Genomic DNA, 15,581 nt, shown 5'->3' with positions numbered 1-15,581 from the left:
GTGGGAGAGTAGGACGCCGCCGAACAAATTTTAGGGGAAAGCCCCGCATCATGATCTGTAGAAATACGGATCACGGTGCGGGGCTTTTTCGCGTTCCAGGGGAAAGTAGAGGAGATCGGGGCAGTTAGTAGGGGGAGGGGAGATCGGAGGCCTCTCCCCCTGCCCGGCCGAGGTCTACAGACGGCCCGCCGCCTTCAGTTCGAGGTATGCGTCGGCCAGCGCGGGCGCCAGGTCGTCGGGGGTGGCGTCTACGACCGTGGCGCCGTGACGCATCAGCTTTTCTGCTGTGCGGCGGCGCTGTTCTTGGGTTTGGGCGGCTGCGGCCGCCTCGTAGACCGCCTCGACGTCGCCCCTTGCGGCTGCCATCTGCTGGATGTGGGGGTCAGCCACCGATGCCACCAACACCGTGTGGCGCTGGGTCAGTTGGGGGAGCACGGGAAGCAGACCTTCTTCCGCTGCCGCTGTGTCCAGGCTGGTGAGCAGGACGAGAAGCGAGCGGCGCGGGGCGTGCGTCAGGGCCGCTGAGCAGAGGCCGCGGGCGTCGGTTTCCACCAGGGAGGGTTCGAGCGGGGCCATCGCGTTGACCAGCGCGGGCAGAAGTTCGCCTGCGGCTCGGCCCTGGACCTGGGTACGGACTCGGCGGTCGTACGCGAGGAGATCGACTCGGTCGCCGGCGCGTGAGGCGAGAGCGGCGAGCAGCAGTGCGGCGTCCATGGCGGCGTCGAGACGGGGTACGTCACCGACTCGGCCGGCCGAGGTGCGGCCCGTGTCCAGGACGACGAGGACATGTCGGTCCCGTTCCGGGCGCCACGTGCGTACGGCGACGTTTCCGTGGCGGGCGGTCGCGCGCCAGTCGATGGAGCGGGTGTCGTCGCCGGGAACGTACTCGCGGAGGCTGTCGAACTCGGTGCCTTCCCCACGGGTCAACATACTGGTCCGGCCGTCGAGTTCGCGTAGCCGAGCGAGTCGTGACGGCAGGTGTTTGCGGCTGGTGAACGGCGGCAGGACGCGCACGGTCCAGGGGACATCGTGGCTGCCCTGACGGGCGGCCAGGCCGAGGGGGCCGTATGAGCGGACCGTGACGCGGGCTGCCTGGCGGTCGCCACGGCGGGTCGGGCGCAGCGCCGTCGAGAGGCGGCTTCGTTCGCCGGCCGGGATTGTCAACGGGTGGCGGGACGCGGCCTGTTCGGCCCCGGGGGCCCAACTGCTGGGCGGCCAGGCGTCCCTGAGCTGGGCGCGGAGGCGGCGATTCGAAGGATTGGTGACGGTGAGGTCGACCGTGGCCGCGTCGCCCAGTCGAACGGATGTGTCACCGCTTCGAGTGAATCGGAGCTTTCGCACTGGCGCGGCGCAGGCGTAGTCGCACAGAATTGCGAGTGCAAGGGGAGCGTTGACCGCGAGCATGCCGGTCCATCCCGGGGCGAAGACGCCGACCGGGACGGAGCCGAGAGCGGCTAGGAGTGCGGAGCGTCCGGTGAGGGCCACGGGGTCGCCTCAGCGGGGTACGGGGACGTGGGCGAGGACCGAAGTGATGACGGAGTCGGCGGTGACGCCCTCCATCTCGGCTTCGGGACGCAGTTGGATGCGGTGGCGAAGTGTGGGGAGTGCCAGGGCTTTCACATCGTCCGGGATGACGTAGTCCCGCCCGGTGAGCCAGGCCCAGGCCCGGGCCGTGGAAAGCAGGGCGGTGGCGCCTCGCGGGGAGACCCCGAGGCTGAGCGAGGGGGATTCACGCGTGGCACGACAGATATCGACGACATAGCCGGTGATCTCGTCCGAGACCGAGGTCTTGGCGACGGCGGTGCGGGCGGCTTCGAGATCGGCGGGGCCGGCCACCGGGCGGACGCCTGCCGCCTTGAGGTCGCGGGGGTTGAAGCCGTTCGCATGACGGGTCAGGACGTTTATCTCGTCCTGGCGGGTGGGCAGCGGAACGGTCAACTTCAGGAGGAATCGGTCCAGTTGGGCTTCAGGCAACGGGTACGTGCCCTCGTATTCGACCGGGTTCTGGGTGGCCGCCACCAGGAACGGGTCGGGCAGGAGGCGCGGGATGCCGTCGACCGTGACCTGACGCTCCTCCATGGCCTCAAGGAGGGATGACTGGGTCTTCGGCGGGGTCCGGTTGATCTCGTCCGCGAGCAGCAGGTTGGTGAAGACCGGGCCGGGCTGGAAGGAGAACTCCGCCGTGCGGGCGTCGTAGATGAGGGAGCCCGTGACGTCGCTCGGCATCAGATCGGGGGTGAACTGGACGCGCTTGGTGTCGAGTTCGAGGGAAGCGGCCAGGGCGCGCACCAAGAGGGTCTTGGCGACGCCGGGTACGCCTTCGAGCAGCACATGGCCGCGGCACAGGAGGGCGACTACCAGGCCGGTGACGGCGGAGTCCTGGCCGACCACGGCCTTGGCGATCTCGGCCCGCAGGGCTTCGAGGGAGGCGCGGGCGCTGTCCGGGTTCGCTGCGGTCTCCGGGGTGCGGTCGCTCATGAAGTGCGTACCTCTCTTTCGAGGGCGTCCAGTTGGTCCGCGAGGCGGACAAGTGAGGCGTCGTCGGCCGGGGTTGGACCGAAGAGCAGGGAAAGGGGGTCGCGGCCGGTCGCGGGGAGCCGGGCGGAGACGGCCGGGACGAGGGCTTCGGGGGAGTGCGCCGCCGAGGCGGCCACACCAAGGAGGGGTGCCAGACGGGTGCGGGTGGCGGAGCGGAGTGTGGCGGCCGCGCGGTCGCGGGCGTTGGCCTTGCGATAGAGGCGGGCGCGGCCTTCGGTCGCCTCGGACGCGCGGATGGCGACGGGGAGCCGCTCGGTGACGAGGGGGCCGAGCCGGCGGGCGCGCCAGATGGCGGCGAGCACGGCGGCGAGGGCGAGTTGGACGGTGGCCCACCGCCATCCGGACGGGATCAGGTCGAAGAAGGAGCGTTTGCCGCCGTCGGTGGCCGACGCGTCGCCCAGCGAGGGGAGGTACCAGACCACATGGGATCGAGTGCCGAGCAGTTGGAGGGCGAGAGAGGCGTTGCCCTCCTCGTCGAGCCGGTGATTGAGGAGCAGGTCGGGGGCGCCGAGCAGGACCGTGTCGCCCTGCCCGTGCGCCGAGGGGGCGCGGAGCAGGGTGGGGAGGCCGTCGGCGGAGTAGCAGCCGTCGTTGTTCTCGTCGGGGCTCGCGTAGCGGATGCCGCCGGTGTCGGCGCGGCCCGCGCGGGTGGCGTCGGGCCGGCTGCAGTCGGGGTCGCGCGGTCTGACCGGGACGGGGCTTTCGGCGCGTACGCCGGGAGCGAGGATGTCCAGCGACGGCGGACCGGGGGCGATGAGGAGCGTGCGGCCGCCGGAGTCGGCGGTGGCGGAGTGGAGTTGGCGCTGCTGACCCTCCGTCAGGAGATCGGGCACCGTGATCAGGAGTGTGGTGTCCGGGCCGGCGGCGGCCGTCGCCTCGTCGAGGGTGGTGACCACGCGGGTGGAGACGCCCTGGGCTTTGAGGAGCTCGGCGACGGCTCGGCTGCCGGACTGGTCGGCGGAGCGCGGGTCGAGGCTGCCGTGCTGGGCGTCGGAGCGCAGCGCGGCGAGGGTGATGCCGGCGGCGATCAGGAGGGTGAGGGCGAGGGCCAGTCCACGGGTGCGGGTCCACAGGTGGCGGGCCGTGACCGAGGTGGAGGTGGGGGCGGCCGCAGTGGCGGTCATTCGGCGGCCCCGGGGGTCGATTCGCTCAGGGCGGGCTTGCTGCGTTCGAGGTCCCGGTCGAGATCGCGCAGCCGTATGTACGCCGGTTCGTCGGCGGTGCGGCCGCCGTATGTGACGTCGTCGAACGACCGGGCGGCGGCGCGGAGTCGGTCCGCGTGGCCGGGCAGTGGGCGGCCGGCTTCCGCGGCGGCCTCGTCGGCGGTGCGGCCGGGGCGGGGGTCGAGGAGGGCGCGTTCTTCGAGCGAGCGGACGATGGCACGCATCCGTTCCTGGACGGCTTCGTTCCAGCGGCGGGCGGCGGCATGCGCCTCGGCCGTGGTGCGGTGTTCGGCGGCGCTGCGCGGGCGGTCGTCGAAGACGGTGCCGCCAGAGGTGACGGCCCGCTGCGGGGTGCCGAGCCGCCACCACAGGGCGGCGATCAGCGCGATGACGGCGACGGCGATCACGACCAGGCCGAGCGGACCGCCCGGCGTTGCCCCCGAGGCCGAGTCGAAGAGCGAACCGACCCAGTCCCAGAACTTGTCGAGGCCGCGCTGGAGGAGGCTCGGGTCGTTCTGGTGGTACGCCGGGTCGGACAGTTCGCGCCGGGCCGCCTCGCGGGCCGGGTCGCGTCCGATGTCGACCGGAGGCGTAGCGGATGCGCCGTTCAGCAGCCGTGCCGTGATGAAGCCCCCCGCTTCTGACACTGCATCAGCTCCCGGGTGTCTCGTAGCCCGGAACGCCTGCGGCGCGGGCCAGTTCGAGGTCGAGGGCCTCGCGGCGGATGCGCTGGTCGATGTAGAGCAGGACGCTGACGCCGGCCGCGATGGGGTAGGTGATCGCCGAGCCGATCACGGCACCGACGCCGGAGATGATCAGGTAGGCCCAGTTGAAGTCGGGGGTGGTGCCGTCGAGGAGGCCGTTGAAGGAGCTGCTGTCCGCGGCCATCGCGGCGAAGGTGAACGGGATGGTGATGATCATCGAGACGATGGCCGTCAGTGCGGACGTCAGCAGGATGATGCCGAAGATCCGCCACCAGGAGCCGTTGACCAGCTTGGCGGAGCGGCGCAGGGACTGGACGATGCTCTGCCGTTCCAGCATCAGCGCCGGCGAGGCGAGGCTGAAGCGGACGTACAGCCACAGTGCGACGACGGACGTGGCGGCGCCGCCCAGCAGGGCCAGCGCGGCACCCCCGGCTCCTCCGACGAGTGCGCCGGGAAGGATGCCGACGGCGATGATCGAGCCGCACATCACGAACAACAGGGCCAGCAGGCCGAACAGGCTCAGGAGGCGCGGACGGGCCTCGCTCCAGGCGTCCCCCAGGCTCACCTGGCGGCCGAGCACGGAGCGGCTGACCACGATCGTGAGGATGGCCGTGGTGAACAGGGTGGCGAACTGGCCGATCACGACGGGCGGCACGAGGTCGACCAGGCTGGACTGCATCGCGTCGAAGGCCTGGTTGACGGCTTCGGTGCCGGTGGCGTTCGGGTTGATCGAGGCCGGGGCCGGCAGGACGTAGCGGACGGCGAGGATCTGGGCGATCTGGGAGATCACCGCGACGGTCAGGGTGAGGCCGAGGACCGTGCGCCAGTGGGCGCGTGCGGTGGAGACGGCACCGTCGAGGATCTCGCCCACACCCAGCGGGCGCAGCGGGATGACACCCGGCTTGGCGGCGGGCGGGCGACCGTAGTTCTGGTTCCAGTGGCCGCCCGGAGGCTGCCCGGGCACCTGTTCCCAGCCGCCTTGGCCCTGCTGCCCGCCGCCCCAGCCGGGGGCCTGCTGCGGAGGCGTCGGGCGCGCGCCCGGCGAGGACCACTGGGCGGCCGGGGGCTGGTCCTTCGACCACTTCGAGGAGGCGCGGGCCCGGTCGGAGGGCTCCGGTGTCGGGGGCGTGCCGGAGTTCTCGCCGTCGGAGGAGGGCGATCCGGGCGAGGCCCAGCCCGGAGAGTCGTTCACGGTCGTCCACCTCGTGGATTGGTCGCGGGACCGGCTGCGCATGCCGGCTCCTTCGGGTTGGCTGCCATGGTGTCACGTGGATCCCGGCCATGGACCTGCCCCCGTATCTCGTTCGCACCTTCAATTGTCGGCGGCTTCCGGGGCAGACTGGGCGGATGGCTGATCAGGACGTGCGAACCACCATGGGCCCCGGCCCTTCGGGAATACCTTCGCTGCGCTGGGACGAGCCGCCGGAGGGCCCCGTGCTGGTCCTCCTGGACCAGACCCGGCTGCCCGCCGAGGAGATGGAGCTGGTCTGCACCGATGTGCCGGGCCTTGTGCTGGCCATCCAGAAGCTGGCGGTACGAGGCGCCCCGCTGCTCGGCATCGCCGGCGCCTACGGGGTCGCGCTCGCCGCGGCCCGTGGCTACGACGTGGACGAGGCGGCGGCGCTGCTCGCGGGGGCCAGGCCCACCGCGGTCAACCTGGCGTACGGAGTGCGGCTGGCGGCCGGGGCGTACCGGGCCGTGGTCGAGAAGGGCGGGGGAGCGGCGGAGGCCGGGGCCGCGGCGCTGGCCGCCGCCAAGGAGCTGCACCGGGCAGATGCCGAGGCCAGCGCGCGTATGGCCCGGCACGGGCTGGCGTTGCTCGACGAGCTGCTGCCGGGCGGAAGCCACCGCATCCTCACCCACTGCAACACCGGACGACTGGTGTCCGGCGGCGAGGGCACCGCCTTCGCGGTCGCGCTCGCCGCGCACCGGGCGGGCCACCTGAGGCGGCTGTGGGTCGACGAGACGCGGCCACTGCTGCAGGGCGCGCGGCTGACGGCGTACGAGGCGGCGAGCAGCGGGATGGCGTACAGCCTCCTGAGCGACAATGCGGCCGGCTCGCTGTTCGCGGCCGGTGAGGTGGACGCCGTGCTCATCGGCGCCGACCGGATCGCGGCCGACGGCTCGGTGGCGAACAAGGTGGGCAGCTATCCGCTCGCCGTGCTCGCCAAGTACCACCACGTGCCGTTCATCGTGGTCGCGCCCGTCACCACCGTGGACCTGGAGACCCCCGACGGCGCCGGCATCGAGGTCGAGCAGCGGCCCGGCCAGGAGGTGACGGAGGTCACTCTGCCGCAGGCCGCCGGTGGCGGCTGGGGGTCGGGTTCCGGCCTTCCGGTGGCCCCGCTGGGGACCCAGGCGTACAACCCCGCCTTCGATGTGACACCGCCGGAACTGGTCACGGCGATCGTCACCGAGGAGGGGGTGCTGTCCCCGGTCACAGGGGGCGGACTGAGGGAGCTGTGTGCCAGGTCACGCCAGGTAACGATTAGCTAATGGGATGATGACGTTTATGAAGGGACGCGTCCTTGTCGTCGACGACGACACCGCACTGGCCGAGATGCTCGGCATTGTGTTGCGTGGAGAAGGTTTTGAGCCGTCGTTCGTAGCGGATGGCGACAAGGCACTGGCGGCATTCCGTGACGCCAAGCCCGACCTGGTGCTGCTCGATCTCATGCTGCCCGGACGGGACGGCATCGAGGTCTGCAGGCTGATCAGGGCCGAGTCGGGTGTGCCGATCGTCATGCTCACCGCTAAGAGCGACACCGTGGACGTGGTGGTCGGCCTGGAGTCCGGGGCCGACGACTACATCGTGAAGCCGTTCAAGCCGAAGGAGCTGGTCGCCCGGATCCGGGCCCGGCTGCGCAGGTCCGAGGAGCCTGCGCCGGAGCAGCTCGCCATCGGCGATCTGGTCATCGACGTGGCAGGCCACTCGGTGAAGCGGGACGGGCAGTCGATCGCCCTGACCCCGCTGGAGTTCGACCTGCTGGTCGCGCTCGCCCGCAAGCCGTGGCAGGTGTTCACTCGAGAAGTACTCCTCGAACAGGTCTGGGGCTACCGTCACGCGGCGGACACCCGCCTGGTCAACGTGCATGTGCAGCGGCTCCGCTCGAAGGTCGAGAAGGACCCCGAGCGGCCGGAGATCGTGGTGACCGTCCGTGGGGTCGGTTACAAGGCAGGACCGAGCTGAGATGACCCAAGAAGCTGGGCGCAAGACGTCCTGGGGCGGCCGGCTGCTCCAGGACGGAGCGCCCGGCGGTCCGGTGCTGCGCCTCGTCGTGCGCTGGCTGCGGCGCCCGCTGCTGCCGGCCGCACGGCTGTGGCGGCGCAACATCCAGCTCCGGGTGGTCGCGGCCACCCTGCTGATGTCGCTGGGCGTGGTCGTGCTGCTCGGCTTCGTGGTCATCGGGGCGGTGCGCAACGGCCTGCTCGACACCAAGGAGAAGGCGGCCGAGAGCCAGTCGGCGGGCGGGTTCGCGGTCGCCAAGGACAAGGCCGGCACCCCGGTCTCCTCCGGCGACGACAGCACCTCGGGCGGTCGCGGCTCCGGCTCGTCGGTGAGCTGGCGCAACGACCTGGTGACCCAGCTCGCGAGCAGCGGCCAGGGCGCGTTCTACGTCGTCGCCCTGGGCTCGGCCTCCTCCGACTCGGACTCGGCCTCCAGCAACCGGGGGCCGCGCGCCTCCGGCTATGTGGATCCCCGGGCCAGCGTTCCGCAGAGCCTGCGGGACAGCGTCGACGAGGGCACCGGCGCGTTCAAGACGTACACCTCGATCAAGTTCACCGACGGCCAGGAGGCCGAGCCCGGGCTCGTGGTGGGCACCCGGCTCAAGGACGTCGACGGGCAGTCCTACCAGCTGTACTACCTCTTCCCGCTGGTGCAGGAGGAGAAGTCGCTCACCCTGGTCAAGACGACCCTCGCGACGGCCGGGCTTTTCGTCGTGGTGCTGCTCGGGGCGATCGCCTGGCTCGTCGTGCGACAGGTGGTCACGCCGGTGCGGATGGCGGCCGGAGTCGCCGAACGGCTCTCCACGGGCGTGCTCAGAGAGCGCATGAAGGTCACCGGCGAGGACGACATCGCCCGGCTCGGCGAGGCCTTCAACAAGATGGCGCAGAATCTCCAGGTCAAGATCAATCAGCTGGAGGAGCTGTCGCGGATGCAGCGGCGGTTCGTCTCCGACGTCTCGCACGAGCTGCGCACCCCCCTGACGACCGTACGGATGGCGGCCGACGTCATCCACGAGGCACGGGTCGACTTCGATCCGGTGACGGCCCGCTCGGCCGAACTCCTGGCCGGGCAGCTGGACCGTTTCGAGTCGCTGCTCGCCGACCTCCTGGAGATCAGCCGGTTCGACGCGGGCGCGGCCGCCCTGGAAGCCGAGCCGATAGACCTGCGCGAGGTCGTACGACGGGTCATCGAGGGCGCCGAGCCGCTGGCCGAGCGCAAGGGCACCCGGATACGGGTGGCCGGCGACGAGCAGCCGGTGGTCGCAGAGGCGGATGCCCGCCGCGTCGAGCGGGTGCTGCGCAACCTGGTCGTCAACGCCGTCGAGCACGGCGAGGGCCGGGACGTCGTGGTGCGCCTCGCGGCGGCCGGCGGCGCTGTCGCCGTCGCCGTGCGGGACTACGGCGTCGGGCTCAAGCCGGGCGAGGCGACCCGGGTGTTCAACCGGTTCTGGCGGGCCGACCCGGCACGCGCCCGTACGACCGGCGGTACCGGGCTCGGCCTGTCGATCGCGGTCGAGGACGCGCGGCTGCACGGCGGCTGGCTGCAGGCCTGGGGCGAGCCGGGCGGGGGCTCCCAGTTCCGGCTGACGCTGCCGCGCACCGCCGACGAGCCGCTGCGCGGATCGCCGATACCGCTGGAGCCCGAGGACTCACGGGCCGCCCGCGAGCGGGCCAGGACCGAGACGGCGTCCTCGGGGGCCCAGGGCAACCGGCTCTCCACCGTGCCGATACCTCGTGTGGACCGGTCCACGCTGCCCGTGCCGCCCACGGCCCCGGTGCGTCCGCGCACCTCGGGCCCGGGCGCCAGCCCCGCCGGGCTGCCCGGCGGCGGCGGTGGCCGGGTGGTGGCGCGGCGCCCCGAGACGGAGCCGGACACGCGGCCGGGGGCGGCGCGCGAGGACGGTACGGCGGCCCCTGAGCGGCTCGTCGAAACGACTGACCAGGAGGGATCGGCCCGTGGGCGCTGACCGGGGGAGGGCCCGCGGCAGACTGCTGGGCTCGGTGGTCGTGCTGGGCAGCGGCTCGCTGCTCGTGTCGGGCTGCGCGTCCATGCCGAGCAGCGGCGATGTGCACTCGGTGTCGGCGTCCCAGCGGGCCGACTCGCAGGTGCAGGTGTACGCCGTGCCGCCGCGTCCGGGCGCCGAGCCCAACGAGATCGTCTCGGGCTTCCTCGAGGCGATGACCAGCGACGATCCGCAGTTCGCGATGGCCCGCCAGTATCTGACGCCGAAGGCCGCGATGGACTGGCGGGCGACCCAGGTCACCGTCCTGGCCGACGGCCCCGACCCGCAGCCCAACCGCTCGGCGGACCGGGGCGCGGACGCCAACGGGTTCACCTTCACGGTGTCCGGCAAGCCCGTCGCCGTCGTGGACAAGCAGCACGCCTACCAGCCGGCCAAGCCGCAGGACACGTACAACCAGACCATCCATCTGGTCCGCCAGAGCGGGGCCGACGGGACGGGCCGCGAGTGGCGCATCGACGCGCTGCCTGAGGGGCTGCTGCTCGGCCAGTCCGACTTCCAGCGCATCTACCGCTCCGTCAACAAGTACTACTTCGCGGCGGGCCAGGACCGCCTCGTCGCCGACCCGGTGTACGTGCGGCTGCGCACCGACCCCGTGACGCAGATGAACCTGATCACGCAGACGGTGCAGTCCGTTCTGGACGGCCCGACGAACTGGCTGAAACCGGTGGTCGCCTCGAAGTTTCCCTCGGGCACGGCGCTGAAGGGCGACACCAAGACCCTCGCCCTGGACGACCGCAACGCCCTGAAGGTGCCCCTGAACGAGCGCGCCTCCAACGCCGGTGAGGCGCAGTGCAAGCGCATGGCGGCCCAAATCCTGTTCACGCTGCGGGACTTGACGACGACGCGGGTCGGCCAGGTGGAGCTCGACCGGGCCAACGGGTCCCAGTTGTGCGTGCTCAGCGGTGACCAGGCCGAGACGTACGCGCCGGACCGCATGTCGACGAGTCCCGGCCAGTACTTCGTGGACGCCGGCGGTCACGTCGAGCGGATGCGGGCCGACGCGGGCGGTTCGGACACCTCGGGCGGCAGCACGGACGGCGCCGACGACTCCGACAGCTCGGACGCCTCGGTGGTGACCGAGCCGGTGCAGGGCCCGTTCGGCAAGGGCGAGCAGCAGGTGCGTACGGTCGCGGTCTCGCGGGACGAGAAGCGCGCGGCCGGGGTGTCGGCGGACGGCAAGTCGTTGCTCGTGGCCCCGCTCGCGGCCGGTGGCGCGCTGGCGCGCACGGCGGTGACCAGCGACGACAAGGACGCGAAGGACGGCGGCCTCTCGGCGCCGAGCTGGGACGGGCGCGGCGACCTGTGGGTGGCTGACCGCAACGCGGCCAAGCCGCGGCTGCTGCGCCTGGTGCGGGGCGCCGGCGAGCCGCAGACGGTCGACGTCGCCGGTCTCAACGGCGCGCGCATCCAGCAGGTGCGGATGTCGGCGGACGGGGTGCGCGCCGCGCTGCTCGTGTCCGACGGCACCAACACGACGCTGCGGATCGGCCGGGTCGAGCGGACCGGCGAGGGCGACAAGAGTGTGGTCTCGGTGGTCGAACTGCGCGCCGGCGCACCGCAGATGGAAGACGTGACGGCCGTGTCCTGGGCCGGGCGCAGCCGTCTCGTGGTGGTCGGCAAGGAGACCGGCGGCGTCTCTCAGCAGCTGCGCTATGTGCAGACGGACGGCTCCACGTCGGCCGCCGGCACGCTGCCGAGCGTCAACAAGGTCACGGATGTGGCCGCCACGGACGACGACCGGATGCCGCTGGTGGCGCACTCGCAGGAGGACGGCATCGTCCGGCTGCCGCCCGGCGCGAACTGGCGCACGGCCGTCAAGAAGGGCTCGGCGCCCGCGTATCCGGGGTAGTTCCGGGGTTGTGGACGCGTTGTCCACAGGGGTGGCGGCGGCCCGCTCCCGTTGGCACAGTGGATGCCATGCGGGGGTGGTGGCGGGAGTTCTCCGGCCTTGTGCTGCCGACCGCGTGCGGCGGCTGCGGCAGGCCGCGTACGGCGCTGTGCGGGGGGTGCCGGGCGGGGCTGCTCGGGGCGTCCGCGTGCCGGGTGCGTCCGGCGCCGGAGCCCGCTGGGCTGCCCACCGTGTACGCGGCCGCGCCCTATGAGGACGCGGTGCGTGCGGTGCTGCTCGGCCACAAGGAGCGGGGCGCCCTCGGCCTTGCCGGGGTGCTCGGTCAGGCGCTGGCGGGTGCGGCACGGGCGGCCGCGGGCCCTTGTGCGCGGGGGCCGTTGCTGCTGGTCCCGGTGCCGTCGTCGCGGCGTGCGGTGCGGGCCCGCGGGCACGACGCGACCCGGCGCATCGCCCTGGCGGCGGCCGGGGAGCTGCGGCGGAGCGGTACGGACGCCCGGGTGGCCGCCGTCCTGCGGCAACGCCGCACGGTGGCCGACCAGGCGGGCCTGAGCGCCCCGCAGCGGCTCCGGAATCTGTCCGGGGCCCTTGTGGTGGCGGGCGGTGGCGTACGGCTCCTGAGGGGCGGCCAGGTGGTCCTGGTGGACGATCTGATGACCACCGGCGCATCCCTTGCGGAGGCGGCGCGTGCGATCCGCGCGGCCGGGGTAGGCGGTCCGCACGAGGACGCCCCGGACGGAGATGGATGCCCCAGGCAGGGAATTCCAGCATTTCCCCCGGCGGGAGCTTCGCATCGTCGGCGAGGGGCCGGGTCGGCCCCGCCGGACGGCGATGTTTCGCGCCCGCTCGCCGCCGTTGTCGCGGCGGCTCCGGAATCGTTCGCAATAAACCGGAACTGACCGAGAACTTGCATCGTTGCAGGTAATGAGAGGGTAGAAACACCCGAGTGGAGGTACGTGCGAGTAGCGGGTGCCGACTTCCGGCCGAGAGAGCTATGTTCGGTTGTGAGGAATGGCGAAAGCCCGTTCACTTAATGCACGACTGAGCTTCGGCGCGTTTTCACTTACCCCCGAGTTCGTGGGGTGGGGATCTTCTCGACGGGGGAGGAGGAGGTGATACGTCACCGAGTCCGACGCCCCGGCACTCACCGGGGTCTGGTGCAAAAGGGAGCAGCTCCGCAGATGGCGGAGTGATCCGGGAACGGAGTTCTGCGTGGACATCGTCGTCAAGGGCCGCAAGACCGAGGTGCCCGAGCGGTTCCGCAAGCACGTGGCCGAGAAGCTGAAGCTGGAGAAGATCCAGAAGCTCGACGGCAAGGTAATCAGCCTCGACGTCGAGGTGTCCAAGGAACACAACCCGCGGCAGGCGGACCGCTCGGACCGGGTGGAGATCACCCTCCACTCGCGAGGCCCGGTGATCCGCGCGGAGGCGGCGGCAGCAGACCCGTACGCGGCGCTCGATCTGGCGACCGGCAAGTTGGAGGCGCGGCTGCGCAAGCAGCACGACAAGCGCTACACACGCCGTGGCAATGGCCGGCTCTCGGCCGCCGAGGTCGTCGACGCCGTGCCGGGTGTGGCGCAGTTGAACGGGAACGGCGAGCTTGTGGACACTTCGGAGGAAGACCGCATCCCCACCACCAGGATCGGCTCGCTCGAAGTGAAGGGCGAAGGACCGCTGGTGGTCCGCGAGAAGACACACACCGCTGCCGCGATGACGCTCGACCAGGCGCTCTACGAGATGGAGCTGGTCGGGCACGACTTCTACCTCTTCGTCGACTCGGAGACGAAGAACCCCAGTGTCGTCTACCGGCGGCACGCCTACGACTACGGCGTCATCCGCCTGGAGACCGACCCGCTCGCCGGTGAGGACGCGAGCGGTGCGGGCGGTGCGCTGGGCGGCTGACCCGGCCCGGCAGGATCACGGACAACCCGTCGGACGGGCGCGCTGAACGTCTGAGGACGGCGCGCCGTATCAGCGGGCGACGGTGCCCCTGGAGCGCTTGTGCGCCCCCAGGGGCACCACCGTGCGACCACTGGACCACCCTTCTGTCGGCCGGGCATGAAATCATGGCGTCGCACGCCAACCGCAGCTCCCTGGAGCGTGGTTGGTGCAGCACACCAACGCGGGCCACGGCCTTCAGGGGGAGGAACGATGGCGGACAGCTTCGGGCCGGTGCACGGCGGTTCCCATGCCGACAGCCCGAACGGGGGAGACCGCGAGAGCGGCATGGACACGGGGGGCTCCCGCAAGGAGCCGATCCGGGTCCTGGTGGTGGACGACCACGCGCTCTTCCGCCGGGGACTCGAGATCGTGCTGGCCGCCGAGGAGGACATCCAGGTCGTCGGCGAGGCCGGGGACGGCGCGGAGGCGGTGGACAAGGCGGCCGACCTGCTGCCGGACATCGTGCTCATGGACGTACGGATGCCGCGCCGCGGCGGCATCGAGGCCTGCACCTCCATCAAGGAGGTGGCCCCCAGCGCGAAGATCATCATGCTGACGATCAGCGACGAGGAGGCGGACCTCTACGACGCGATCAAGGCGGGGGCGACCGGCTACCTCCTCAAGGAGATCTCCACGGACGAGGTGGCGACCGCGATCCGTGCGGTGGCCGACGGCCAGTCGCAGATCAGCCCCTCAATGGCCTCCAAGCTGCTCACCGAGTTCAAGTCGATGATCCAGCGCAGCGACGAGCGCCGCCTGGTGCCCGCGCCCCGGCTCACCGAACGTGAGCTGGAGGTGCTGAAGCTGGTCGCCACGGGGATGAACAACCGGGACATCGCCAAGGAGTTGTTCATCTCCGAGAACACCGTGAAGAACCACGTGCGCAACATCCTGGAGAAGCTTCAGCTGCACTCCAGGATGGAGGCGGTGGTCTACGCGATGCGCGAGAAGATCCTGGAGATCAGGTAGCCAGCGCCGAGGCGAGCGCCGCCGTCTCCTGCGGCGACCCGGCCCGCTCGACCCGTACCGCATCGCAGCCCACCCACGTCGCTGCCTCCAACAGGGCCTGCGCCATGGGCCGCACGGCCTTCGGCGAGGCCAGCGAGACCTGCTTGGCGACCAGGGTGCGGCCCTCACGGGCCGGGTCGACACGGCCGACCAGCCGGCCGCCGGAGAGCAGCGGCATCGCGAAGTAGCCGTGGATCCGCTTGGGTTTGGGGACGTACGCCTCCAGGCGGTGCGCGAAGCCGAAGACACGCTCGGTGCGGGCGCGGTCCCACACCAGCGAGTCGAACGGTGACAGCAGGGTGGTGCGGTGGCGGCCGCGGGGCTCGGTGGCCAGCGCCTCGGGGTCGGCCCAGGCAGGCTTGGCCCAGCCCTGCACGGTGACCGGCACCAGGCCCGAATCGGCGACGACCGCGTCGAACTGCTCGCCCTTGAGGCGGTGGTAGTCCGCGATGTCGGCGCGGGTGCCCACCCCGAGCGACTGGCCGGCGAGCCGCACCAGGCGGCGCAGGCACTCGGTGTCGTCCAGGTCGTCGTGCAGCAGCGCGTCCGGAATGGCGCGCTCGGCCAGGTCATAGACCCGCTTCCAGCCGCGCCGCTCGGTGCAGACCACCTCGCCGTACATCAGGGCCCGCTCGACGGCGACCTTGGAGGCCGACCAGTCCCACCACTCGCCCTTGTTCTTGGCGCCGCCCAAGTCCGTTGCCGTGAGCGGGCCTTCGGCGCGCAGCTGCTTGATCACCTGCTCGTAGGCGCCGTCCGGCAGCTCGTGCCCCCAGTGCGGCCGGGCGCGGTAGGCGCGGCGGCGGAAGGCGAAGTGGGGCCACTCCTCGACGGGCAGGACGCACGCCGCGTGCGACCAGTACTCGAAGGAGCGGCCGCCGCTCCAGTAGGCCTCCTCGACCCGGGCGCGGCCGACCGCGCCGAGGCGGGCGTAGGGGACGAGCTCGTGCGAGCGGGCGAGCACGGAAATGGTGTCGAGCTGGACGGCGCCCAGGTGGCGCAGCACCCCGCGCACCCCGCCCCGCCGGTCGGGCGCGCCGAGGAAACCCTGGGCGCGCAGGGCGATCCTGCGGGCCTCGTCGGCGGACAGTTCGGCGGCGGCAGGCGGCAGGCTCGTCATGCTCCGCAC

At 71.8% G+C, this 15,581-nt stretch carries 13 protein-coding genes; 7 read left to right on the top strand and 6 right to left on the bottom strand.

Features of this window, described 5'->3' with window-relative positions:
* Positions 1-174: 174 nt before the first annotated feature.
* The 5 genes from ACFYZA_RS39535 to ACFYZA_RS39515 are packed head-to-tail and all read right to left on the bottom strand — an operon-like array spanning position 175 to position 5,597.
* Entirely contained in the window at positions 175-1,485 is a 1,311-nt protein-coding gene (locus ACFYZA_RS39535) for a DUF58 domain-containing protein (protein ID WP_388495050.1), read from the bottom strand.
* Between the two features lie 9 nt (positions 1,486-1,494).
* Positions 1,495-2,478 (bottom strand): AAA family ATPase, encoded by a 984-nt coding sequence (locus tag ACFYZA_RS39530; RefSeq protein ID WP_388495049.1) that lies wholly within the window; start codon positions 2,476-2,478, stop codon positions 1,495-1,497.
* On the bottom strand, positions 2,475-3,662 hold the full coding sequence (locus ACFYZA_RS39525) for a DUF4350 domain-containing protein (protein WP_388495048.1): 1,188 nt from the start codon (positions 3,660-3,662) through the stop codon (positions 2,475-2,477). Before ACFYZA_RS39525 ends, ACFYZA_RS39530 begins: the two co-directional genes overlap by 4 nt.
* A complete protein-coding gene (locus tag ACFYZA_RS39520; protein WP_388495047.1) occupies positions 3,659-4,348 on the bottom strand; it encodes a DUF4129 domain-containing protein in 690 nt (229 codons plus the stop codon). The genes ACFYZA_RS39525 and ACFYZA_RS39520 overlap by 4 nt, the downstream gene beginning before the upstream one ends.
* 4 nt (positions 4,349-4,352) lie before the next feature.
* Entirely contained in the window at positions 4,353-5,597 is a 1,245-nt protein-coding gene (locus tag ACFYZA_RS39515; protein WP_388495046.1) for a glycerophosphoryl diester phosphodiesterase membrane domain-containing protein, read from the bottom strand.
* 155 nt (positions 5,598-5,752) lie between these two features.
* On the opposite strand from ACFYZA_RS39515, the gene mtnA reads away from it, so the two are divergent.
* From mtnA to ACFYZA_RS39480, 7 genes are all read left to right on the top strand, one after another.
* Positions 5,753-6,901 carry an S-methyl-5-thioribose-1-phosphate isomerase gene (mtnA, locus tag ACFYZA_RS39510; RefSeq protein WP_382600616.1) on the top strand — a complete coding sequence of 383 codons (1,149 nt, stop codon included), beginning with the start codon at positions 5,753-5,755 and terminating at the stop codon, positions 6,899-6,901.
* Between the two features lie 4 nt (positions 6,902-6,905).
* Positions 6,906-7,595: a two-component system response regulator MtrA gene (gene mtrA / locus ACFYZA_RS39505; protein ID WP_189389435.1), complete on the top strand. Its 690-nt coding sequence runs from the start codon at positions 6,906-6,908 to the stop codon at positions 7,593-7,595.
* Between the two features lies 1 nt (position 7,596).
* Complete coding sequence (gene mtrB / locus ACFYZA_RS39500; RefSeq protein WP_382600619.1) at positions 7,597-9,600, top strand: MtrAB system histidine kinase MtrB; 2,004 nt, start codon at positions 7,597-7,599, stop codon at positions 9,598-9,600.
* On the top strand, positions 9,590-11,506 hold the full coding sequence (locus ACFYZA_RS39495; RefSeq protein ID WP_388495045.1) for an LpqB family beta-propeller domain-containing protein: 1,917 nt from the start codon (positions 9,590-9,592) through the stop codon (positions 11,504-11,506). Before mtrB ends, ACFYZA_RS39495 begins: the two co-directional genes overlap by 11 nt.
* A gap of 68 nt (positions 11,507-11,574) precedes the next feature.
* A complete protein-coding gene (locus tag ACFYZA_RS39490; protein WP_388495044.1) occupies positions 11,575-12,402 on the top strand; it encodes a ComF family protein in 828 nt (275 codons plus the stop codon).
* A gap of 313 nt (positions 12,403-12,715) precedes the next feature.
* Positions 12,716-13,405, top strand: a complete 690-nt coding sequence (gene hpf, locus ACFYZA_RS39485; RefSeq protein WP_382600625.1) for a ribosome hibernation-promoting factor, HPF/YfiA family — start codon at positions 12,716-12,718, stop codon at positions 13,403-13,405.
* A gap of 249 nt (positions 13,406-13,654) precedes the next feature.
* Positions 13,655-14,413, top strand: coding sequence for a response regulator (locus tag ACFYZA_RS39480; RefSeq protein WP_382600627.1), 759 nt, complete (start codon positions 13,655-13,657; stop codon positions 14,411-14,413).
* Here the strand turns inward: ACFYZA_RS39480 and ACFYZA_RS39475 are convergent.
* Positions 14,406-15,572, bottom strand: coding sequence for a winged helix-turn-helix domain-containing protein (locus ACFYZA_RS39475; RefSeq protein ID WP_382600629.1), 1,167 nt, complete (start codon positions 15,570-15,572; stop codon positions 14,406-14,408). The two genes, ACFYZA_RS39480 and ACFYZA_RS39475, sit on opposite strands and share 8 nt — an antisense overlap.
* Between the last annotated feature and the right edge of the window lie 9 nt (positions 15,573-15,581).

The organism is Streptomyces sp. NPDC001828, assembly GCF_042892175.1.
Classification (GTDB): domain Bacteria; phylum Actinomycetota; class Actinomycetes; order Streptomycetales; family Streptomycetaceae; genus Streptomyces.
The sequence above is the reverse complement of the archived record's forward strand: the minus strand, read 5'-3'. Positions and strand labels throughout refer to the sequence as shown.

Excerpts from the sequence above, each read along its gene's own strand:
- ACFYZA_RS39490 (WP_388495044.1), top strand. The coding sequence starts at position 11,575 with ATGCGGGGGTGGTGGCGGGAGTTCTCCGGCCTTGTGCTGCCGACCGCG.
- mtrB (WP_382600619.1), top strand. The coding sequence starts at position 7,597 with ATGACCCAAGAAGCTGGGCGCAAGACGTCCTGGGGCGGCCGGCTGCTC.
- mtrA (WP_189389435.1), top strand. The coding sequence starts at position 6,906 with ATGATGACGTTTATGAAGGGACGCGTCCTTGTCGTCGACGACGACACC.
- ACFYZA_RS39530 (WP_388495049.1), bottom strand. The coding sequence starts at position 2,478 with ATGAGCGACCGCACCCCGGAGACCGCAGCGAACCCGGACAGCGCCCGC.
- ACFYZA_RS39480 (WP_382600627.1), top strand. The coding sequence starts at position 13,655 with ATGGCGGACAGCTTCGGGCCGGTGCACGGCGGTTCCCATGCCGACAGC.
- mtnA (WP_382600616.1), top strand. The coding sequence starts at position 5,753 with ATGGCTGATCAGGACGTGCGAACCACCATGGGCCCCGGCCCTTCGGGA.
- ACFYZA_RS39525 (WP_388495048.1), bottom strand. The coding sequence starts at position 3,662 with ATGACCGCCACTGCGGCCGCCCCCACCTCCACCTCGGTCACGGCCCGC.
- ACFYZA_RS39475 (WP_382600629.1), bottom strand. The coding sequence starts at position 15,572 with ATGACGAGCCTGCCGCCTGCCGCCGCCGAACTGTCCGCCGACGAGGCC.